This window comes from Rhizobium sp. 2MFCol3.1 (genome assembly GCF_000377565.1).
In the GTDB taxonomy this organism is placed as follows: Bacteria; Pseudomonadota; Alphaproteobacteria; order Rhizobiales; family Rhizobiaceae; genus Rhizobium.
On the sequence record NZ_KB898354.1, the window covers coordinates 336,634 to 356,238 of the forward strand.

Consider the following 19,605-nt stretch of genomic DNA (forward strand, 5'->3'; position numbering starts at 1 on the left):
CGCTCCTCACCCCCGTCGCTGCACGATCTTCACATTCATCCGGCTGCGCAGTTTGAAACCCAGCTGCTCGTAGAGCGCGATCGCCCCCGTATTGCTGGCATAGGCGTGCAGGAACACCTCTTCACCGCGCGCCGTGATCTCGCCGGCGACGAAGCGGAAGAGGAGGGTGCCGAGGCCGCGCTTCTGGAAATCGGGGTGGGTGCAGAGGCCGCTCAGTTCGGACAGGCCGGGGTGGCGCATGCGCTGGCCGGCCATCGCCGCCAGTCGGCCGTCGATCTTGATGCCCCAGAAGGTGCCGAGGCGCTGGGCGCCGAGGGTGAAGGGGCCAGGTTTGGTGAGCAGCGCCAGCGCCAACATCTCTTCGGCATCGTCAGGTGTCAGCGGCTCGATACTCATGTCGTCGATGCGCTCGTAGGGGCGGTCGCCGATCATTTGCACCAGCGTACTTTCGATGAGCACATCGTGGCCATCAGGCACGGTGATCGGGCCGACTTCGACCAGCGCCATGATCTCTCCGGGCGAGGAAAGGGCGGCCAGCGCTCTCAAGCTCTCGGGCGTGTCGTCGCGCGGGGCGGCGAAGGGGACGATGGAGGTGGGGTAGCGCATCGCGAGCGGGCCGCCTTCGGCGAGATCGGCATGCACCGTCTGAAGCGCGTTCCAGGCGGGACGGTCGAGGCTGTGGGTCACTGGTGGTTCTCCCTGATCGCGTTGCAGGCGTATCCGGGACGCGGGCCGGTCCGACGCAATCATTCTTTCACTCAATTTAGAGCCGTTTGCCGGTCAATGCCATCATCTCGATCGCTTCAATTTCCGCTCTTTGGGTCTGCTGGGAAGGGGCGCGGCCCGGTCTGCTAGGGCTGTGGGTGTGATGCCCCCCTCTGCCCTGTCGGGCATCTCCCCCACAGGTGGGGAGATTGGCTGGGTGCGCCCGCTCGTTCCCAATTTCGTTGGTTGGCGTAAACCTCGCCACGAGTCGATCTCCCCCCCTTGTGGGGGAGATGCCCGGCAGGGCAGAGGGGGGTAACGCAGCCTCGACCCATGCTTTCATCCACCCATACCATTGACATCCGCCCCCAAATCAGAACGTTTCAGGAACGATCAATCGGGAATCCTGCGCGTGTCCACTGGTGAAAAGTTTATCGTGATCCCCTACCGCAGCAATCGCGGCAAGCTGGTGCCGGGCGAGATGCGGCAGGCGTCGAACCCGATCAGCGCGGAGAAGATCGCGTCGGCCATGTCGGAGCGCTTCGCGGGCGTCGCGGCCTATGCCATCACCGTCGACGAGGAGACCGGCGACATGCTGTCGCCACGGCTCTTGGCGCAGTTCGGCGAGATCGCCGATCTCAACCCGTAAGCGTTACCATGGAGACCTCGCTCTATCTGCCGGTGAAGGCCTTTCTGGAGGCGGCGGGGTATGTCGTGAAGGGGGAGGTCGCTAGCTGCGATGTCGTGGGCTTGAGCGAAAGCGAGCCGCCGGTCGTGGTCGTTTGCGAATTGAAGATGTCGTTCAATCTTGAGCTTATCCTGCAGGCGGTCGACCGGGCGGCGATGGCCGATGAGGTCTGGATCGCGGCAAGGGTCTCGGCCAAGGGGCGGGGGCGGGAGGCAGACAGGCGCTATCGCGATCTCTGCCGTCGGATGGGAATCGGCATGCTCGGGATATCCGATACCGGCGAGGTCAGCGTCATCGTCAGCTCCGTGTCGCCGATGCCGAGGACGAACCCGAAGCGGCGGACGCGGCTTGTGAAGGAACACCGGAAGAGACAGGGCGATCCGGCGCTCGGCGGCGCCACGCGCTCGCCGATCATGACCGCCTACCGCCAGCAGGCGCTGATCTGCGCCTCGGCGCTGCAACAGGGGCTGGCGCGGCCGCGCGACATGAAGACATGGGCGCCGCAGGCGGGACGCATTCTGCTCGACAACGTCTATGGGTGGTTCGACCGGCAGGGGAAGGGCGTCTATGCGCTGAACGAGGCGGGCGAGGCGGCTTTGTTGCGCTGGCCGCAGACGGTGGTGTTTGGTGGCGATGCGGGTGAGGGCGGGGAGTAGCGGTTGCAATCATTCGGACCGGTTTTGGCCATTGCAGACGTCTTCGTCAGCAACGTTTCGCCGCGTAGCCCCCTCACCCTACCCTCTCCCCGAGGGGAGAGGGGAAGAGACCGCAGAGGGTGCCGCTGTCCCCTTCTCCCCCGCGGGGGGAAGGTGTCCGAAGGGTTCAGGTGCAACAAGTTGCACCTGGGATGAGGGGGGCTCCGGATGCTGAGTTAGCCGTGTCCGCGGGTCACTGCGTACGAAGACCGCTTCCGGCCCTAAGCAAGTTACAGTTTCCTTCTTTCCGGGGCCGGCTCATTGATCCCCGGCGCGAACCTCAGTCCGCGATTACATATCTGCGTTGCACAATAAGCAGTACGCGTTTGCCTAAAACAGGAGCATAAGGCGCGTAGTGCCGCACGTGAGGATATTTGTCATGGATTGGTTTCCCATAGTCTTCGTGATTTTCAAGGTTCTCGCGTTGGGCACGGGAATGTACTTCGCCATCAAGTGGCACTACGATCAGGTGGATAAGATCGAGAGAGGCTCGGTACTGCTCGCGGGCGGCAAGATCGCGGGAGCTTTCGTGCTGGCGCTCTTGGGTGTCGGGGTCGTCGCCTTCGTCATGAGCAGCATGCTTGGTTTGGACCTGGGTCTCTGATCGTGGAGTCGGTGCCCTCCGTGGCCTTCATTGCGGTCTTTGTTGGCCGAAGAAGGCGCTCGTGAAACCTGCTGCGATTAAGGTGCGCCGGGCATTCTCGTGAAAAGTCCGCCCGGGCGACCTAGCCGCAAACCTAGCTAGGATTTCCCGACAACAGAGAAAGCGCGGCACCGGGGATCCTTTGGTGCGCCAGCCATTGCACCGGCGTCACGCCGACTTCGGTGCGGAATGCCGTGCGTAGCGCATGGGCATCAGGAAAACCGCTGCGCACGGCGACGTCGTCCAGCCCGCGTACGCCGGCCACCAATAGCTCCTTCGCTCGTGCCACGCGCACACGCCTTATCCATTCGCCGAGACTGCCTCCGGTCCGTGCCCGGATATGGCGCGTCAGGCTCCGGCGGCTCATGTTCGAGCGCTTGGCCAGTTCATCCAGCGAAGGCGGCGCGATGGGATCGGCGCGCAGGACTTCGAGAAGTTCGGTCACTCGTCGATCGGCAGTCGATCCGATCGCTGGCCGTTCGATCAGTTGCGGTTGTCCGCCCGCGCGCTGAGGGGCAACGACGAGATGGCGCGCTATCCGGTTTGCTTCACCAATCCCGCAAATCCGGCCAAGCAGATGCAGGCAGCAATCCAGCCCCGAAGCGACACCGGCGGACGTCAGGACGCGGCCTTCGTCCACGAACAGCGCGGCCGCATCGACCGTTACACCCGGATAGCGGGCCGCGAAGGTTTCCGCATGCGCCCAATGGGTCGTTGCGCGCCGCCGATCCAGCAGTCCGGCCTCGGCAAGGCCGAAGGCCCCCAGGCACAAGCCCACGACGATGGATCCTCGAGCATCGGCCGCCTTCAGCTTGGCAACGATATCGGGCGATACGGGCTCGTTCACGCTCCGCCAACCCGGTAAAATGACGATGTCGGCGTCATCGACAGCATCCAGCCGATGGGCGGCCTCGATGATCATGCCGCCACCCGTGTTCAGCCGGAACTGATCCGAGCACACCTGAACCTGATGCCCACCCGCAAGGAGCCCCTCGCCGAACACGGCCAGCGGCGTGGATAGCATGAAAGGGCTGATATGGTCGTAAGCGATGATGGCGATGCGCATTGGCCCGATTTACACGATAAAAGGCAATCAGGCCACTCAACGGTGACGAAATCGGATGTCATCACTGTCAGCGAAACATCAAAATGGAGCCTCCCTGATGACCCGCACCCTTCTCGTGATCGACGTTCAGAATGACTATTTCCCCGGCGGCGCGCTGCCGCTCTGGGAGGCCGAAGAAACAGAGAAGCGGATCGTCGAGGCGATCCGGCAAGCACGCGCAAGGGGTGACGGGATTGTCCTCGTTCGGCACGTGTCGACCGCTCCTACGGGCCCGTTTGCCGCCGGCGGCCATGGCGTTGAGATCCGCCCGGCTGTTCTGGCTGCGGCTGGCGATGCTCCGGTGGTGACGAAGCAGTATGCAGACGCATTTCAGGAGACGAACCTCGCAGATCATTTGAAGGGAACGACGGAATTGCTGGTCTGCGGGATGATGACACAGAACTGCGTGGTGTTTACGGCATTGTCACGCGCTGCGCAGGACTTCCAGATCAAGGTGATCGACGATCTTTGCACTGCTCCCCTGGAGGTCGTCCATCTGATCGCCTTGAGTGCCTTGCGGTCCAAGACACGGGTTATCCACTCTTCCGAGGTTTGAGGCGCGGCGATCCGGTGCTCGGCGGCGCCACGCGCTCGCCGATCATGACCGCCTACCGACAACAGGCGCTGATCTGTGCCTCCGCCTTGCAACAGGGGCTAACGCGGCCGCTCGACACGAAGACATGGGCGCCGCATCCTGCTCGACAATGTCTATGGCTGGTTCGACCGGCAGGGGAAGGGGGTCTATGCGCTGAACGAGGCCGGCGAGGCGGCGTTGTTGCGCTGGCCGCAGACGGTGGTGTTTGGTGAGGATGGGGGAGTTCCGCTAGATGCGCTTCCACTAGACGCTAACATCAACTCCCGTTAAGGATGTGTATTCTACAGGGGGCATTATGCGGCATTCATTATTATTTTCGATTGTTTTTTCAGTAAGCGTCACCGTTGCAGGCTTATGGTCGTCTTCGGGCAAGGCCGCTGATCTCGCGACACCCGAGAAGGCGATTTCTGCGTACATCGATGCCATTACTCATGAAGACTTCAAGGCCATCATTGCCGCCACGGCTGTGGAGAGAATGAGTGCGCAATTCGACTTCGTCGCGTCTGTAAACCGACTTCAGATGCTTAGCGCTTCCTACCCCATGCCACCGAGCGATCCGCTTTTTGTAGACCTCAACAGGGCCAAATTTGCCAGCCAGATTTCTCAGCAGGTTCAGTTACTAATCTACAGCCTGATGACCACGAGGGATTTCGTCAGCAGCAGCACGGTGCGAGTCGATGCGGCCGGTGCCAGCGATTTCGTCAACTCACTACGTGCCGATCGGCTAAAAGGCCTTTCGCTTGTTAAAGTCGGCATCCCGAATCCTGGCATCATGAACAACAAGGCACATCAGGCCAATATGGCTCTGCTTGCCGCTAGCAACGGTGCGGATGAGATGACCGAGCGCGTTGCGTTGGTTTCGTTCGAGGGAAGCCAGCATGCGATTGGTTTCACTGTCCTGCGATATGGAAACGACTGGGCGATACTCTCGCAAACTTCACTCGCGGCCGCCACGATCGGCCTGGGGGGGGCAAAGCGCATCTCGTCTGCAGCTTTTGACGACATGCTCCGCTGATCGTAAGCTTACGATCGCTGGTGGTACAATCCGATCTGTTTCGCCTTCCCACACTTCCACTTTGACAAATCGCCATTTCTGGCCCATATCCCCCGCAACAGCCGCCTGCGCGATTTTCGCGCGGGCGGTTTTGCGTTTGAATGGCATTGTTTCTGCAATTCGTTCGCATCCGCACCGGTATTTGGACATCTAAGAAGGCAGAGGGACAGAGATGAGCGAACAGGGAAACCTTACGGTTCGGAAGCTGGCATTCTGGGGCATTCCGATGTCGCTTGGGGTCATGGGCCTGAAGATGGTGGCATGGTGGGTCACAGGATCGGTGGCGCTTTTGTCCGATGGGCTGGAATCGACCGTCAACGTCGTTGCCGCCTTCATCGCCTTCTTCGTCATCCGCTATGCGCAGAAGCCGGCGGATCACGATCATCCCTTCGGGCACCACAAGGCGGAGTATCTCTCGGCCGTTACCGAGGGTGTGCTGATCGTTGTCGCAGCACTTCTGATCGTCAACGAGGCGGTGGGGCATCTGGCCGATCCGCGCATGCTCGAGGCGCCGGTGCTGGGTCTTGCCATCAACTTCGCGGCCGGCGTGATCAACGCCGTCTGGGCGCGACTTCTGATCACGACCGGGCGCAAGTATCGCTCGGCGGCGCTGACGGCGGATGGCCAGCATATCATGTCTGACGTCGTCACCTCCGTCGGCGTGCTGATCGGCCTGTTGCTGGCGATCGCCACCGGCTATGCGATCTTCGACCCCATCCTCGCCATTCTGGTTGCCATCAACATCCTCTATCAGGGCTGGAAGGTGATCTCGCATTCGATCGGCGGGCTGATGGACCAGGCGGTCGAGCCGCAGGAAGAAGAAGCGATCAAGGCGGCGATCGCCTCGCATGCCACGGGTTCGCTTGGTGTGCACGATCTGAAGACGCGTCGCGCCGGCGCCGTCACTTTCATCGATTTCCATCTTGTCGTGCCGGCCGCAATGTCTGTAAGGCAGGCGCACGATATCTGCGATCGCCTTGAGGATGCCATCCGCGCCGTGCATCCGGGCTCCAGCATCGCCATTCACGTCGAGCCGGAGGGCGAAAAGGCCCATGGCATCCGCGTCAAAGTCATCAAGGAGGCTTGAATGCCCAATACAGACGTCTCCAGCCTGTCCATGCTGGGAAAACAGACCGAAGCGCCGACCTCGCCCGAGACGGCGGTGCTTGAAAAAGTGCCGTCCAACCATGCCGGTACCGATTACGTGGTGCGCTTCACCGCGCCGGAATTCACCTCGCTCTGCCCGATGACCGGGCAGCCGGATTTCGCCCATATCGTCATCGATTACATCCCGAACGAATGGCTGGTGGAATCCAAGGCGCTGAAACTCTTCCTGCACTCCTTCCGCAATCACGGCGCCTTCCACGAGGATTGCTCGATCTATATCGCCAAGCGCATCGTCGAGCTGCTCGATCCGAAGTGGCTGAGGATCGGCGCCTATTGGTATCCGCGCGGCGGCATCCCGATCGACGTGTTCTGGCAGACCGGCAAGCCGCCCGAGGGCGTGTGGTTGCCCGACCAGGGTGTCGCGACCTATCGTGGTCGTGGTTGAATTTAGTCAGCTGACTTGGCGGGATCGGGCGGGAAACTTGCCCGGTCCATGCGCAACGGGCGCCGCTCGCTTCTCAGCCATCCACGGATGAGGTTGCGGGCCCGGATGCCCTCGATCTTCAGCCTCAGCAGGTTCTTGCGCAGCTTGCTCGGCTTGAATGCGCGGTCGATCGACTTGCGGATGAAGGCCGCCTTGTCGGCGCTGCCGTCGAGGAACTGCATCTGGATGACGGGGGCGGGCTCGATCTGGTAGGCCTTCAGCCAGGCGCGATGCCACATATAGGCGTCGAGCAGGCCGTAGGTCTCGGTATCCTTCAACATGCGCGCGGCAGCGCCCGGGCCGATGACATAGCCGGCCGTGCCGACTCGGTTCTGGAACACGCGGCGGGCGCTATAAGTCCCGTCGGTCCAGAGCGGATGTTTTGCGACGATATGATCGCGTGGCGCGAATTCGAGATCATAGGCGATATCGTTGCCATCAGGGCGCGCCTCGATGCCGGCAAGGGCGTCGGCAAAGCTCTCTGACAGTACGGCGTCGTCCTCCAGGATCAGCATCCGCTCGCCGCTATCGATGATCCTGCGCCAGGCGATGCGGTGCGAGGTGAAGCAGGCGACATCTTCGCGCAGCGTCGGGCTCGGCCAGCTGTCGGCGGCCTTCTGGCACTCCTCCGGCGTCAGATCGCGGGCCTCGAACGCATCCAGAAACTCGAAATCGAGGCCGAGCGCCTGCATCTGCCGCGTCTGAAAGCGCCGCCTTGTTTCCTCGGCCTTGCGGCTGATGATGAGGGTTTTCAATGCTCTGTCGTCCGCTCTGCTTGTCTTGAATTCAGTGATCGCGGCGGACCATATCGATGCTGAGGGGGCTTATCAATCGGTCGCCGGCGGCAACCACCGAAAGCTTCCGCCCGGCCCCGACACCGCAACAACGCCACGGTCAAGTGCGCATCGCATCAGTTGGCCTCGTTCCTTCGTATGATGGCTCATCCGATCAGGTTAGTTGCAGTCTTGAGTTTCATATCTAATCTGCTGAAAAACAATTTGGGCGAGTGGGCAGTTGCAAGCGGCGGTACCCACGGACAGCCATCGATACCTTCAACAATCAGGTGCTCGGATGCTTCGAAATCTCATTTTCGGATGTGCCGCATTGCTTGCGGTGTTCGTCTCCGGCGGCATGAGCGCTCGCCATCAGATCTTTCCCTGGCCGCAGCTCTCCGCGATGAAGCACCAGATCGTGGGGTCTGAAACCGAACCGCTGCCGCCAAGCCGATATACGTTCGACGACAAGGAGCGCCTCATCGGGGATGAGACGAAAACGGCTGTCTCGTGTCCCGCTCAGACCGACCGCACCGCCGTCTTGCTGGTGATCGGGCAGTCCAATGCCGCCAATGATGGCGGCCAGCGTCACAGATCGACCTATGGCGAGCGGGTGATCAACGCCTTTGACGGCCATTGCTTCATCGCCGCATCGCCGCTTCTCGGTTCGACGGACACCAAGGGAGAGTATTGGACTGAGATCGGCAATTCGCTGATCGCATCCGGGCGGTATGACAATGTCATCATCGCGCCGGTTGCCTATTCCGGCTCCGCGGTGGCGCGGTGGGCCGAAGGCGGTGACATCAACCCGGTGCTCGCCGACAGCACGAAAAAGCTTCACGACGCCGGCTACCGCGTGACCAGCGTGCTTTGGGTGCAGGGAGAGGCCGATTTCGTCCTGGGCACCAGCACGCAGGATTACGAACAGCGTTTCCTGTCGATGGTCGGGACGCTGCGTGGGCTTGGGGTCGCAGCTCCGGTCTACATCTCGGTGGCGACCAAGTGCCTTGAGCCCAGGAATGGCGGGCTGAAGCAGCATGCCGTGGACAATGCGATCGAGCGGGCGCAGCTTGCTTTGCCCAAGAGCGGCAACGGCATCGTGCAGGGCGTGAACTCGGACGTGCTGCTCAACGGCGACGACCGCTACGACGATTGCCACATCGGGGCCTCGGGTGCCGAGAAAGTTACGGCCGCGTGGCGCGATCTGCTGCTTGCAGGCCCGCAGTTGCAGGCTTCGTCGCAATAAGGATGCTTACGCGCTCGCTTGGCGGGGCCGCTTCAGCGCGGCCCCTGATGCGTTCACGGCGATCGTCAGACGTTGAAGCTGTCGTCGCTGCCGAAGTCGGACTGATCGTCGAAATTGTCGTCGTCGTTGTCGTAATCGGCCTGCCGCAGGCCGCTGTCGTCATTGTTGTTGTCGTTGTTATCGGCCACGTTATTGTCCGCGACGTGGCGCGTGTTGTCGGCATCGTTGGATGCCTGCTGGCTGCCGCCGTCATTGTTGTAATAGTTGTTGATGACGGTCTCTTCGGTCGGCGCGCTTGCTGGCGTCGCGCCCGAGCCGAGGCCAAGCGACGACATGTGGTTGCCGCTGAAGATGCCGCTCAGCGAATTGGCAAGCAGCATGCCGCCGGCGACGCCGGCCGCGGTGCCGAGCGCGCCCTGCAGGAAGCTGCCGCCTGCCGACGGGGCAGACGCCTGCTGGCTCCAGGGGCCGGAGGGTTGCTGCTGCATGCGCGGGGCGGTGTCGAAGCCCTGGTTTTGCTGAATCTGCTGGCGCGGGGCGCTGCCCCATGGGCCTGGTGATGCGGCATCCGAAGGTGCCGGCTGCTGCCGCTGCTGCGGCGGCTGGCTGCTGCCGAAGATGGAGGAGAGGAACCCGCCGCCTTGTTCGGCCTTGTGGGTGTCGCTCTGATCCGCCTCGAGCTGGCGGACGCGCTCTTCCAGTTCCTTGATGTGATTGGCGGCGGCCTCCAGGCCCTTTTCCTGGACGATCACGGCCTGGGCCAGATAGTAGGCCGCATAGGGCTGCTCGCGGGTGCTCTGCTCGACCAGCTGTTCGGCGTCGCGGTCGCGCGGCGTTGCGGCTGCGGTGCGGACGCGCTCGAAAAGCGCGGTCAGGAGTTGGCGTTCTTCGGGTGACATCGGCTGTCTCCTTTGCTGCGTGCGCATGTGGTCTCAAGTGGATCGCTTGAGAAGGACGTAGGAACGGATTGAGACTTTTCAAAGCCTCCACAAGTTACATTTCAGTAAGCCAATGACCCCTAACCATATCTTCACCCGTTCCGTGGCTTGTCTTTTTCACGCATTGTTTTACGCATTGAGTCGCACTATGTGCGGGGAACCCGAATTTACGTGAGAGAGGTTCGAATGAACGACGAAGACCAGGACGACAAGACGAAGGAACTGCCGCTCGGCAAGGAAACGGAGGCGAACCTTTTCAAGTCGCGTTCCATCTTCATCTATGGACCGATCAACCAGGAACTGGCGCAGAAGGTCTGCTCGCAGCTCGTGGCGCTTGCCGCGGCCAGCGACGAGGACATCCGCATCTACGTCAATTCGCCCGGCGGCCACGTCGAATCCGGCGATTCGATCCACGACATGATCAAGTTCATCAAGCCGAAGGTCTGGATGATCGGAACCGGCTGGGTCGCCTCGGCCGGCGCGCTGATCTATGTCGCCGCGCCCAAGGAGCAGCGCCTTTGCCTGCCCAACACCCGCTTCCTGCTGCACCAACCCTCGGGCGGCACGCGCGGCATGGCGTCCGACATCGAAATCCAGGCACGCGAAATCATCAAGATGAACGAGCGCCTGAACAAGATCATGGCTGACGCAACCGGCCAGTCTTACGAAAAGATCGCCGCCGACACCGACCGCGACTACTGGCTCTCCGCCGAGGAAGCCAAGGCCTACGGCCTGGTCTCGCGCATCGTGACGTCGCAGAGCGACATCTGATCGGATTGAGATGAGAGCGCCCTCGCTTGCCGGATGTTGGCGGGCGAGGGCGCTTTTTTGTTTTTGTGGGGATGGAGCTAATTCCCTCATCATGGCTTTGGGTCGGGAAGAGTCTTTCGCCGCGCGGACGTGCGTCGGCTGGATTCCCGCCACAAGGGCGAGAATGAGGGGAGTGGGTGTATCTGGCCTTGCGCCCCCGTTTGCGATACGGCTGCGTGACGCCATTCTTCGCTCCGAGTCCCCGCATGCTTAAAGACTTCTCCGTGCAGGCCCTGTTCATGGGCGTCCTCACCGCTTTCGTCGGTTTCGCCAGTTCGTTTGCCGTCGTGCTGCACGGGTTGCAGGCGGTGGGCGCGACGGAGGCGCAGGCGGCTTCAGGGTTGATGGCGCTGTCGGTCTCGCTCGGGATTTGCGCGATCGTGCTCAGCGTAACCTCCAGGCTGCCGATCAGCATGGCGTGGTCGACGCCAGGGGGCGCGCTGTTGGCGGCTACCGGCGTGGTCGAGGGCGGGTTCAATGCGGCCGTCGGGGCCTTTATCATCTGCGCATTGCTGATCGTTATCGCCGGGCTGTTCAGGCCGCTCGGGCGGGCGGTGGCGGCGATACCGGCGCCGCTCGCCAATGCGATGCTTGCGGGCGTGCTGATCGGGCTCTGCTTCGCGCCGGTCAAGGCTGTCGGGTTCAATCCGTTGCTCGGGCTGCCGATCGTGCTTGCCTGGATCGTTGTCGGCGCCTTCAAGCGGCTCTGGGCTGTGCCGGCGGCGCTGGCGGCATTCGTGCTGGTCGTGGTCTTCGGGGTCGATGTGCCCGTGGGCGCGCTTGATACCGTCAAGCGCTCGCTGGTGCCGACGGTTGAATTCGTCATGCCGGTGTTCAACGTGCCGGCCTTCGTGTCGATTGCGCTGCCGCTCTTCATCGTCACCATGGCCTCGCAGAATATTCCAGGCATCGCGGTCATGAAGGTCAACGGCTATGAGACCAAGCCGGGGCCGCTGTTCGCCTCGACCGGCTTCTTCTCGCTGCTCTCGGCCCCCTTTGGCGGCCATGCCGTCAATCTGGCGGCGATCACGGCGGCCATGTGCGCCGGGCCGGACGCGCATCCCGATCCGAAGCGCCGCTACTGGGCGGTGATCGTCTGCGGCATCTGCTATCTCATCCTCGGGCCGCTTGCGGGTGCGGTGACCGCATCGGTGGCGCTGGCGCCGCCGATCCTGATCCAGGCGGTGGCGGGTCTTGCGCTGGTGGGTGCCTTCTCGGGCTCGGCCATGGCGGCCTTCCAGGCACCCGATACGCGGGAAGCGGCGGCGATCACATTCCTGGTGACGGCATCAGGCGTCTCCTTCGGCGGCATTTCTGGAGCCTTCTGGGGGCTCCTAGCCGGCGGGTTGATGATGGCGTTGCAGCGATTTGTGAAATCGAGGTAGCATATCGGGAGTTGCAAGCTCTCAACGAGGCTCGGAAATGGAATTTGAATTCGATCCGGGCAAGAGCGCCAGCAACAAGGACAAGCACGGTATCGATTTCATTGAGGCGCAGGCCCTTTGGCGGTATAGTCGCTATCTAGTCGTTCGAGCAAAGTCGTCGAACGAGCCGCGCTTTGCATTGATCGGGAAGATCGGCGGTAGGCACTGGGTTGCGTTTTATACCTGGCGCGGAAGCGCCGTCAGAATCATCTCGGTGCGGCGCGCGCGGGACATGGAGAAGCAGCGTTATGAAGACCATTTCGGCTGAAGAACTCGACAAGAAGTTCGACGACGGCGAGGATATCAGCGAATATCTCGACTGGACGACGGCTCGCGGGCCGGGCCAGGAACTGACACCTGTTGCCTTCGATCTCACCGTCGATGAGTTGCGTGCGCTGGATACCGAGGCGAAGCGGCTTGGGGTGTCGCGGCAGGATCTGATTCAGCTTTGGATCGCGGAGCGTCTTTCGGCCGTCGGGCAGCGCTGAATTCGTGCAGCTGGCAAAAAGATGGGCAGGCACTTGCCAGTTTTTCGCGCGGCGGCTATACAGGCCGGCATGAAGAGCACGGGCATCATGATTTCTGAGCAGATTGCACGCGGGCGTATCGCCCTGCGCGACAATACGCGCGCCCTGACCTCGCTTCTTCTCCTCGGCCTTACGCGCGGTTGCCGGGTCCGTTGAGGAGCGCCCGGCGGCCCAAAGCCCGCCGGCCATAGCTCCTCTTCACATATCCCAAAAATCGATCAACCGGACGCTTTGCGCCGGATTCGTCATCGCCAACAGGCAGGCCATGCGCTATGACGCGGCCAGATGACGGGAATAGGAAGAGAAGACATGGACACGAAGACCCGCTCCCACGGCATGCCTGACGCGGCGATGAAGTATCGCCCTTATCCGCAGGTCAACATCCCCGATCGCACATGGCCGACCAAGACGCTGACCAAGGCGCCGATCTGGTGTTCCGTGGACCTGCGCGACGGCAACCAAGCCCTGGTCGACCCGATGGGCCACGACCGCAAGGCGCGGATGTTCCAGCTGCTGCTCGACATGGGTTTTAAGGAAATCGAGATCGGATTCCCGTCGGCCTCGCAGACCGATTTCGACTTCGCGCGCTGGTGTGTCGAACAGGGCAACGTGCCCGACGACGTGTCGCTGCAGGTGCTGGTGCAGTGCCGTCCCGAGCTGATCACGCGCACCTTTGAAGCCCTGGAAGGCGCCAACAAGCCGATCGTGCATTTCTACAATTCCACCAGCGAGCTGCAGCGCCGCGTGGTATTCGCCAAGGATGTCAACGGCATCAAGCAGATCGCGGTCGACGCGGCGAAGATGATTTCCGACATGGCGGCCAAGGCCGGCGGCGGCTATCGCTTCGAATATTCGCCGGAGAGCTTTACCGGCACCGAGTTGGAAGTGGCGCTGGAGATCTGCAACTCGGTCATCGAGGTGATGAAGCCGACGCCAGACAACAAGCTGATCATCAATCTGCCATCGACCGTCGAAATGGCGACGCCGAACGTCTATGCCGACCAGATCGAGTGGATGTGCCGCAATCTCGACAATCGCGAAAACCTGATCATCTCGCTGCACCCGCATAACGACCGCGGCACAGGCATCGCTGCCGCCGAGCTGGCCTTGCTGGCCGGCGCCGATCGTGTCGAGGGCACGCTGTTCGGCAATGGCGAGCGCACCGGCAATGTCGACGTCGTGACGATGGCGCTCAACATGTTCACGCAGGGTGTGGATCCGGAGATCGACTGCTCGGATATCGTGCGCATGAAGGACGTGTTCGAATATTCCAACCAGATGCCGATCGGCGAGCGCCACCCTTATGTCGGCGAACTGGTCTATACGGCGTTTTCCGGCTCGCACCAGGATGCGATCAACAAGGGCATGAAGGCGATCAAGGTCGCCAATCATCCGGTATGGGAAGTGCCTTATCTGCCGATCGATCCGCAGGACGTCGGCCGCTCCTACGAGGCGATCATCCGCATCAACTCGCAGTCGGGCAAGGGCGGCATCGCCTATATCCTGCAGCAGGATTACGGCCTCAACCTGCCGCGCAACCTGCAGGTGGAGTACCGCGAGGAGATCCAGCGGATCACCGACGAAGAGGGCAAGGAACTGCCGTCGAAGCGGATCTACGATCACTTCATCGAGCGCTACGTGACGCAGCCGAAGGGCCGCATCAAGTTTGTCGATCACCAGACCTTCGCCGATCCCGAGCACAAGGGTGTTCGCGTCGTTTCCGCCGAGATCACCGATAACGGCGTGACGAAGACGATCGAAGGGCGCGGCAACGGCCCGATCGACGGCTTCATCAATGCGCTCTCGGAGTATCTCGGGGTCGAGATGGCGGTGCAGGATTATTCCGAGCACTCGCTGCAGCACGGCTCGAACGCTTCGGCGATTTCGTATGTCGAGACGTCCTATCCCGGCGGCAAGCTCTTCGGCGCCGGCATCAGCACCAACATCGTCGGCGCATCGCTGGAAGCGATCGTCTCGGCGGCGAACCGGGTGCTTGATGTGAGGGCCGGCAAGGCCTGATTGTAGGCCACGGAATCACAAAGCGGGCGTCGGATGCGGCGCCCGCTTTTTCATGCGCGCTTTAAATCTGGTGGTTCAAATCGCGGTGGCGATCTGCATGGCGAGTTGGCTGAGGGATGCCTCGGAGGAGGGGCCGATCAGCATGTAGGAGGTGCCGGCATTGTGCCAGGTGACCAGGCCGATCTCGTCGCGGATCGTTTCCTTGAAATCCTCGGCATCATCCGGCTGGTTGTCCTTGCGGAAGGCGATGGTGGCGAGGTCGCCGTCCGAGCTGGTGTAGACCAGCTGGCCGACCGGGCGGCCGTTGGCCAAGGTCACGCGGGCGCCCTGGAAGGTCCAGCCCTCGGAGACGAGATCGGGGACGCGGAAGGCGACGCCGACGGTCGTTGTGAGCCAGGTGGAGATTTCTTCCGGCTGCGTGGCCGGGACTTCGAAGATGTGGCGCGGCTGGCGCGCCAGCAGCCGCTGGTTGGCGAGCATGTCGCCCAGCCATTCGGTTGCCTCGCTGGCCTGCGCGGCATCCACGGCCTGCGCGGTCTGCGCCGCGGTATGGCCGGTGCCGACGATATAGCCGATGCCGCAGCCTGCGATGAGAAGCACGATCGCGGCCACCAGCGCCTGCGGGCCTGATGGCGCGAACTTGAACGGCTGGCGCGACTGGCGCGGCGCGACCGGGGCCTTGGGCGGCTGCACGCTCTTGATCGAGCGCACCAGCGCCAGCGGAACCGGTTCCTTCAGGATGTCGTCGAGCCGGCGCTTGCCGAAATCGGCGCCGTTGCGCAGCTTGTCGTAGATCCGCCGCGCGCCGTCGTCGGTTGCCAGGCGCTGTTCCAGCTCGTGCTTCTGCTCGGGCGTCGTCTCGCCATCGAGAAGGGCGGTCAGCTGGGCATCGAGCGGCAGTTTCTTGAAGTCGAGCAAATCAGAACCTGTGGGAATGGTCGTCGGCGAGGCTGGCGAAGTGCAGTTTCGCCTGCGCCAGTTGCGACATGATGAGGGTGGGGGCGACGCCCATGATGTCGCCGGCCTGCTGGTAGCCATGGCCTTCGATCGACACCAGCAGGAAGGCGCTGGCGATGCCCTCGGGCATCTCCGCGATCATCCGGTGGATCGCGTCGGAATCGATGATGGCGGCGCGGTCGCGCGTGGCCGTGCGGATATCGGTGACGTTGGTCTTGTTGACCGCATGCGGCTTGCGCTTGCGGTGGTCCTCGCTCCATTGCTGGCGCATCAACGTGTAGACCCAGCTGTCGAGCCGACCTTCGCCCTGCCATTGATTGCTCTTGGCAATCGCCCGCTGACAGCCGGCCTGGACGAGTTCGTCGGCGCCCGCCGCATCACCCGCGAGCGTCATCGCGAACCGCCGCAACCGGGGCAGAAGACCCACTAGATCGCGTCTGATATCGATGGTCGTCACAGGTTGACGCATGGTTTTCCCAAGGTGAATGCCTGGTATCGGGAGCCGTTACGGAGCCGTGACCAGGCGCATGTGCGAATTATATCGTCTCTGTGTCCTTTATGAAACAAATCGCCGCTGCTTCGCAAGCAAAAGGCCACTTATCTCACGGGTTCCCAAAGCTTTTTTCGGGTGATCCCTCGGGCTCAATAGGTCCTGTAGCCGCGGAGCGACTGAAGGAGCGAGCGGTAGGCCCAAGTGTTCTCGCCGCCGCGGTCGCGGATCTCGACCAACTGCACGCGCGCGCCCTGTTCATCACCCTGTTCCATCAAAGCTTGGCCCATATATGACCGTGCGAGAATATAGTTCCCGTCGGCCTGCAGCGCCTTGCGATAATAGGACATGCCAAGCTCCATCCGGCCGGCCTTGCGATTGGCGTAGCCCAGATAGTTCAGGATGCGCGGGTCGTTCTGGTTGCGGGCGAGGTTGAGCACGGTGATGGCGTTGTCGTACTGGCCGGCATAGGCGAATTCGCGGGCGGCCTTGTAGAGATCGTCGTCGTTGAAGGTCTGCTTGTTCGGCGTGACGCATTCCTTCTTCTTCTTGTCCCAGACCTTGCCGTCGGCGCACTTGGTGGTGGTTTCGGTCTTTGGTGGCGGCTTGGTTTCGTCGGTCTCTTCGCCGGCGGCGAAGGCGGGGGCAGAGAAGGTGAGGGCGAGGCAGCCGGCGAGCGCCAGGCCGCGGAGCGTACGGGTCGTGGATGGCATGCGACGTCTCCTGACATCAGATCGCTAATATAAGGAGTGTACGCCTAGATCGGGAAATACCAAGAGGCGATCGGTTGCGAACGGCGGTTTTTCGTCGTCTTCGCGTGGTGATTCAACTTGCCGCGAAACTGATTCCGCAAATGGCGCTAAAGCCTGAAGATATCGACGCTTTCCGGGTTGATGTCGTCGCCCGACGGGCTGAGGCTGAAGCGTTCGCCCTTGAGGCTCCAGGCGCCGGGGGAGCCGTCGATGCTGAAGAGATTGTAGGCGGCGGGCGGCTTCGAGCCACCGGGGCCTTGCGAGCCCGAGGCGATGCCGACGACAGGAACCGGTCCGGTCTGGCCGCGCAGCCAGTGCACGGTGTTGAGGTGGGTGTGGCCATGCAGCACGAGCTCGGCACCGCCGGTGGAGATGACGGCGGCGAAACGGCGGATGCCGATCATGCGCTTATGGAAGGATGTGGCGCCACGGATCGGCGGGTGGTGGATCATGACAACGCGAAACAGTCCGGCTTCGCCGGCGGCGCGCAGCATGTTCACGGTCTCGCGGGCCTGCCGCTCGCCGAAGAAGCCGCTGGCTGCGAAGGGGGGCGTTGCCACCGCCGTCGAGCAGCCGACGATCGCGACTTTTCCGCGAATGCGCAGATAGGGGAAGATGTGCTTGTTTTCCTGCCATTCGGCAGGGGCGAGGTCGCCGCGCACGTTATCGTACCAAGCGCGCATCGACTTTTCGTAGGCGCCGGGCACATAGGCGTCGTGATTGCCGGGAACGACGGAGTAATCCTTGGGGTCGCCGAGTTCGCGCAGCCAGCCGGCCGCGGCGCGGATTTCAAGACCGCTCGCAAGATTGACGAGATCGCCTGTGATCGCCATGTGATCCGGCTGCTTTTCTCTTATATCGTCGAGCAGCAGATCCAGCGTGCCGCCGAAAAGGTGCTTGCGCCGATTGCGATGCCAGTTCACAAAGCCGGTGATACGCTTGGAAAAGAGTTCACGGAAAGAGATGTGGGGCAGCGGCCCGAGATGGACGTCTGAAATGTGCGCGAGCTTGAACATGGGTGCACACATAGCTCACGGCAGCCGTATTTCAAACACATCTCCTCGCACATCTGCTTGAACGGATTGATGGAATTGGAAGACGCGTGAAAGAAATCCGCCACTGGCAATCGCGCCTGATGATGCGCGTCGTGCATATCTACTTCGCCTTCGCGCGCGGAATGACCATGGGCGTGCGCGCCGCCTGCTTCGATGACAGGGGCTATGTGTTTCTCGTGCGCCACAGCTACGTGCCCGGCTGGCACATGCCGGGCGGCGGTATCGAGCGCAACGAGACGGCCGAGGACGCGCTCGTCAAGGAGCTGCGCGAGGAGGGCAATCTCGTGATTGTCGGACGGCCGGAGCTCGTTCAGGTCTATCTCAATACATCGGCCACGCGGCGCGACCATGTGGTCTTCTACCGGGCCAAGGTCGAGCAGACGGCGCCGCGACTGCCGGATCGCGAGATCGTCGAATGCGGTTTCTTCGCGCTCGACGCGCTTCCGGAGGGGACAACGGCGTCGACGCACCGTCGCCTTGCCGAGATCGCCGGAGAGCGGCAGCCCGACCAGGTCTGGTAGGCCGGGCTGTATAGCTTACGTCTAGGCGGCGGCGCGTTCGCCGCGGCCGTGCGGGCGGTCGAGGTCCAGTTCCGGGTCGACGGGGACGATACCGGTCGGGTTGATCGTCTTGTGGCTGCGGTAATAGTGGTCCTTGATGTGGCGGAAATCGACCGTCTCCTTGATCCCTGATGTCTGGTAGAGATCACGCAGATAGGCCGAGAGGTTCGGATAGTCGGCGATGCGGCGGATGTTGCACTTGAAGTGACCGACATAGACAGGGTCGAAGCGCACCAGCGTGGTGAAGAGCCGCCAGTCAGCCTCGGTCAGTCGGTCGCCAAAGAGGTAGCGGCCCTTGCCGAGGCGGTCTTCCAGCATGTCGAGCGTTTCGAAGAGCTTGAGCACGCTTTCCGAATAGGCGTCCTGGGTGGTGGCGAAGCCTGCCTTGTAGACGCCGTTGTTGACGGTGTCGTAGATGAGCGCGTTCAGATCGTCGATCTCGGCGCGCAGATCTTGCGGATAGAAATCGGTGGTCGAGCCGGTCAGCGCGTCGAAGGCGCTGTTGAACATGCGGATGATCTCGGCGGATTCATTGCTGACGATGGTGTTGGTCTTCTTGTCCCACAGAACCGGCACGGTGACGCGGCCGGAATAGTGCGGATCGGCCTTCACGTAGATGTCGGAGAGCGCCTTGGCACCGAAGAGTGGGTCGCCGGTGGCGCCGTCGCCGACCTTGAACTCCCAGCCCTTTTCCAGCATCAGCGGATCGACGACGGAGACCGAGATCAGGTCTTCCAGACGCTTCAGCTTGCGGAAGATCAGCGTGCGGTGCGCCCAGGGACAGGCGAGCGAGACGTAAAGATGATAGCGCCCGGCCTCGGCCTTGAAGCCTTCCTTGCCCGACGGACCGGCGCTGCCATCCGGCGTGATCCAGTTGCGGAACTGCGAGGCGGCGCGCTTGAAGTGACCCTTGGTCTCCTTCGTATCGTACCAGACGTCCTGCCAGACGCCGTCGACCAGCATACCCATGGTGTCTAC

At 62.3% G+C, this 19,605-nt stretch carries 23 protein-coding genes and 1 pseudogene; 15 read left to right on the forward strand and 9 right to left on the reverse strand.

Going from position 1 to position 19,605, the window contains the following annotated elements; translation table 11 throughout:
* Positions 1-6 precede the first annotated feature (6 nt).
* Positions 7-687 (reverse strand): GNAT family N-acetyltransferase, encoded by a 681-nt coding sequence (locus D460_RS0104540; protein WP_018897324.1) that lies wholly within the window; start codon positions 685-687, stop codon positions 7-9.
* A 430-nt stretch (positions 688-1,117) separates the two neighbouring features.
* Between D460_RS0104540 and D460_RS0104545 the strand changes: the two genes are divergently transcribed.
* From D460_RS0104545 to D460_RS0104555, 3 genes are all read left to right on the forward strand, one after another.
* Complete coding sequence (locus tag D460_RS0104545; RefSeq protein WP_018897325.1) at positions 1,118-1,354, forward strand: hypothetical protein; 237 nt, start codon at positions 1,118-1,120, stop codon at positions 1,352-1,354.
* Positions 1,355-1,362: 8 nt separating this feature from the next.
* Positions 1,363-2,049, forward strand: a complete 687-nt coding sequence (locus tag D460_RS0104550) for a DUF2161 family putative PD-(D/E)XK-type phosphodiesterase (protein WP_018897326.1) — start codon at positions 1,363-1,365, stop codon at positions 2,047-2,049.
* 418 nt (positions 2,050-2,467) lie between these two features.
* Positions 2,468-2,692 carry a hypothetical protein gene (locus tag D460_RS0104555; RefSeq protein ID WP_018897327.1) on the forward strand — a complete coding sequence of 75 codons (225 nt, stop codon included), beginning with the start codon at positions 2,468-2,470 and terminating at the stop codon, positions 2,690-2,692.
* Between the two features lie 133 nt (positions 2,693-2,825).
* Here D460_RS0104555 and D460_RS32585 read toward each other — a convergent pair whose 3' ends face one another.
* The gene (locus D460_RS32585) at positions 2,826-3,797 is read right to left on the reverse strand and encodes a helix-turn-helix domain-containing protein (protein ID WP_018897328.1); all 972 of its coding nucleotides are present in this window, start codon (positions 3,795-3,797) and stop codon (positions 2,826-2,828) included.
* 97 nt (positions 3,798-3,894) lie between these two features.
* Between D460_RS32585 and D460_RS0104565 the strand changes: the two genes are divergently transcribed.
* The 5 genes and pseudogenes from D460_RS0104565 (at position 3,895) to queF (ending at position 7,037) form a co-directional block, all read left to right on the forward strand.
* On the forward strand, positions 3,895-4,392 hold the full coding sequence (locus tag D460_RS0104565) for an isochorismatase family protein (protein ID WP_018897329.1): 498 nt from the start codon (positions 3,895-3,897) through the stop codon (positions 4,390-4,392).
* A pseudogene (locus tag D460_RS34925) lies at positions 4,392-4,701 on the forward strand (DUF2161 family putative PD-(D/E)XK-type phosphodiesterase); the annotation flags it as partial. The gene D460_RS0104565 and the pseudogene D460_RS34925, both read left to right, overlap by 1 nt.
* 25 nt (positions 4,702-4,726) lie before the next feature.
* Complete coding sequence (locus D460_RS0104570) at positions 4,727-5,446, forward strand: hypothetical protein (protein WP_018897330.1); 720 nt, start codon at positions 4,727-4,729, stop codon at positions 5,444-5,446.
* A 211-nt stretch (positions 5,447-5,657) separates the two neighbouring features.
* Positions 5,658-6,572 carry a CDF family cation efflux transporter EmfA gene (gene emfA, locus D460_RS0104575; protein ID WP_018897331.1) on the forward strand — a complete coding sequence of 305 codons (915 nt, stop codon included), beginning with the start codon at positions 5,658-5,660 and terminating at the stop codon, positions 6,570-6,572.
* Complete coding sequence (queF, locus tag D460_RS0104580) at positions 6,573-7,037, forward strand: preQ(1) synthase (protein WP_018897332.1); 465 nt, start codon at positions 6,573-6,575, stop codon at positions 7,035-7,037.
* A gap of 2 nt (positions 7,038-7,039) precedes the next feature.
* On the opposite strand, the gene D460_RS0104585 is transcribed toward queF, so the two are convergent.
* Positions 7,040-7,831 (reverse strand): glycosyltransferase family 25 protein, encoded by a 792-nt coding sequence (locus D460_RS0104585; protein ID WP_018897333.1) that lies wholly within the window; start codon positions 7,829-7,831, stop codon positions 7,040-7,042.
* Positions 7,832-8,147: 316 nt separating this feature from the next.
* Between D460_RS0104585 and D460_RS0104590 the strand changes: the two genes are divergently transcribed.
* A complete protein-coding gene (locus D460_RS0104590) occupies positions 8,148-9,095 on the forward strand; it encodes a sialate O-acetylesterase (protein WP_026282789.1) in 948 nt (315 codons plus the stop codon).
* A 65-nt stretch (positions 9,096-9,160) separates the two neighbouring features.
* On the opposite strand, the gene D460_RS0104595 is transcribed toward D460_RS0104590, so the two are convergent.
* Positions 9,161-9,994 carry a DUF2076 domain-containing protein gene (locus D460_RS0104595; protein ID WP_018897335.1) on the reverse strand — a complete coding sequence of 278 codons (834 nt, stop codon included), beginning with the start codon at positions 9,992-9,994 and terminating at the stop codon, positions 9,161-9,163.
* A gap of 225 nt (positions 9,995-10,219) precedes the next feature.
* Here D460_RS0104595 and D460_RS0104600 point away from each other — a divergent pair, with 225 nt between their 5' ends.
* The 5 genes from D460_RS0104600 (at position 10,220) to leuA (ending at position 14,813) form a co-directional block, all read left to right on the forward strand.
* Complete coding sequence (locus D460_RS0104600) at positions 10,220-10,804, forward strand: ATP-dependent Clp protease proteolytic subunit (protein WP_018897336.1); 585 nt, start codon at positions 10,220-10,222, stop codon at positions 10,802-10,804.
* A gap of 245 nt (positions 10,805-11,049) precedes the next feature.
* Positions 11,050-12,228, forward strand: coding sequence for a benzoate/H(+) symporter BenE family transporter (locus tag D460_RS0104605; protein WP_018897337.1), 1,179 nt, complete (start codon positions 11,050-11,052; stop codon positions 12,226-12,228).
* Between the two features lie 37 nt (positions 12,229-12,265).
* Entirely contained in the window at positions 12,266-12,535 is a 270-nt protein-coding gene (locus D460_RS0104610) for a BrnT family toxin (RefSeq protein ID WP_018897338.1), read from the forward strand.
* The gene (locus D460_RS0104615; RefSeq protein ID WP_018897339.1) at positions 12,516-12,755 is read left to right on the forward strand and encodes a hypothetical protein; all 240 of its coding nucleotides are present in this window, start codon (positions 12,516-12,518) and stop codon (positions 12,753-12,755) included. Before D460_RS0104610 ends, D460_RS0104615 begins: the two co-directional genes overlap by 20 nt.
* 348 nt (positions 12,756-13,103) lie before the next feature.
* Positions 13,104-14,813 carry a 2-isopropylmalate synthase gene (gene leuA / locus D460_RS0104625; RefSeq protein WP_018897341.1) on the forward strand — a complete coding sequence of 570 codons (1,710 nt, stop codon included), beginning with the start codon at positions 13,104-13,106 and terminating at the stop codon, positions 14,811-14,813.
* A gap of 75 nt (positions 14,814-14,888) precedes the next feature.
* On the opposite strand, the gene D460_RS0104630 is transcribed toward leuA, so the two are convergent.
* The 4 genes from D460_RS0104630 to D460_RS0104645 form a co-directional block, all read right to left on the reverse strand.
* On the reverse strand, positions 14,889-15,731 hold the full coding sequence (locus tag D460_RS0104630) for an anti-sigma factor (RefSeq protein WP_018897342.1): 843 nt from the start codon (positions 15,729-15,731) through the stop codon (positions 14,889-14,891).
* Between the two features lies 1 nt (position 15,732).
* Positions 15,733-16,239, reverse strand: a complete 507-nt coding sequence (locus D460_RS0104635) for an RNA polymerase sigma factor (protein WP_018897343.1) — start codon at positions 16,237-16,239, stop codon at positions 15,733-15,735.
* A 173-nt stretch (positions 16,240-16,412) separates the two neighbouring features.
* On the reverse strand, positions 16,413-16,973 hold the full coding sequence (locus D460_RS0104640; RefSeq protein WP_018897344.1) for a hypothetical protein: 561 nt from the start codon (positions 16,971-16,973) through the stop codon (positions 16,413-16,415).
* A gap of 146 nt (positions 16,974-17,119) precedes the next feature.
* Positions 17,120-18,028, reverse strand: coding sequence for a metallophosphoesterase (locus D460_RS0104645; protein WP_018897345.1), 909 nt, complete (start codon positions 18,026-18,028; stop codon positions 17,120-17,122).
* Between the two features lie 122 nt (positions 18,029-18,150).
* On the opposite strand from D460_RS0104645, the gene D460_RS0104650 reads away from it, so the two are divergent.
* Positions 18,151-18,588 (forward strand): NUDIX domain-containing protein, encoded by a 438-nt coding sequence (locus D460_RS0104650; RefSeq protein ID WP_051110766.1) that lies wholly within the window; start codon positions 18,151-18,153, stop codon positions 18,586-18,588.
* Between the two features lie 21 nt (positions 18,589-18,609).
* Here the strand turns inward: D460_RS0104650 and D460_RS0104655 are convergent, their stop codons facing one another.
* The gene (locus D460_RS0104655; RefSeq protein WP_018897347.1) at positions 18,610-19,596 is read right to left on the reverse strand and encodes a glutathione S-transferase family protein; all 987 of its coding nucleotides are present in this window, start codon (positions 19,594-19,596) and stop codon (positions 18,610-18,612) included.
* Between the last annotated feature and the right edge of the window lie 9 nt (positions 19,597-19,605).

Bases quoted from the DNA above. Each gene is read 5' to 3' on its own strand.
- D460_RS0104550 (WP_018897326.1), top strand. From the start codon at position 1,363: ATGGAGACCTCGCTCTATCTGCCGGTGAAGGCCTTTCTGGAGGCGGCG.
- D460_RS0104555 (WP_018897327.1), top strand. From the start codon at position 2,468: ATGGATTGGTTTCCCATAGTCTTCGTGATTTTCAAGGTTCTCGCGTTG.
- D460_RS32585 (WP_018897328.1), bottom strand. From the start codon at position 3,797: ATGCGCATCGCCATCATCGCTTACGACCATATCAGCCCTTTCATGCTA.
- D460_RS0104565 (WP_018897329.1), top strand. From the start codon at position 3,895: ATGACCCGCACCCTTCTCGTGATCGACGTTCAGAATGACTATTTCCCC.
- D460_RS0104570 (WP_018897330.1), top strand. From the start codon at position 4,727: ATGCGGCATTCATTATTATTTTCGATTGTTTTTTCAGTAAGCGTCACC.
- emfA (WP_018897331.1), top strand. From the start codon at position 5,658: ATGAGCGAACAGGGAAACCTTACGGTTCGGAAGCTGGCATTCTGGGGC.
- queF (WP_018897332.1), top strand. From the start codon at position 6,573: ATGCCCAATACAGACGTCTCCAGCCTGTCCATGCTGGGAAAACAGACC.
- D460_RS0104590 (WP_026282789.1), top strand. From the start codon at position 8,148: ATGCTTCGAAATCTCATTTTCGGATGTGCCGCATTGCTTGCGGTGTTC.
- D460_RS0104595 (WP_018897335.1), bottom strand. From the start codon at position 9,994: ATGTCACCCGAAGAACGCCAACTCCTGACCGCGCTTTTCGAGCGCGTC.
- D460_RS0104600 (WP_018897336.1), top strand. From the start codon at position 10,220: ATGAACGACGAAGACCAGGACGACAAGACGAAGGAACTGCCGCTCGGC.
- D460_RS0104605 (WP_018897337.1), top strand. From the start codon at position 11,050: ATGCTTAAAGACTTCTCCGTGCAGGCCCTGTTCATGGGCGTCCTCACC.
- D460_RS0104610 (WP_018897338.1), top strand. From the start codon at position 12,266: ATGGAATTTGAATTCGATCCGGGCAAGAGCGCCAGCAACAAGGACAAG.
- D460_RS0104615 (WP_018897339.1), top strand. From the start codon at position 12,516: ATGAAGACCATTTCGGCTGAAGAACTCGACAAGAAGTTCGACGACGGC.
- leuA (WP_018897341.1), top strand. From the start codon at position 13,104: ATGGACACGAAGACCCGCTCCCACGGCATGCCTGACGCGGCGATGAAG.
- D460_RS0104635 (WP_018897343.1), bottom strand. From the start codon at position 16,239: ATGCGTCAACCTGTGACGACCATCGATATCAGACGCGATCTAGTGGGT.
- D460_RS0104640 (WP_018897344.1), bottom strand. From the start codon at position 16,973: ATGCCATCCACGACCCGTACGCTCCGCGGCCTGGCGCTCGCCGGCTGC.
- D460_RS0104645 (WP_018897345.1), bottom strand. From the start codon at position 18,028: ATGTTCAAGCTCGCGCACATTTCAGACGTCCATCTCGGGCCGCTGCCC.
- D460_RS0104650 (WP_051110766.1), top strand. From the start codon at position 18,151: ATGCGCGTCGTGCATATCTACTTCGCCTTCGCGCGCGGAATGACCATG.
- D460_RS0104655 (WP_018897347.1), bottom strand. From the start codon at position 19,596: ATGGGTATGCTGGTCGACGGCGTCTGGCAGGACGTCTGGTACGATACG.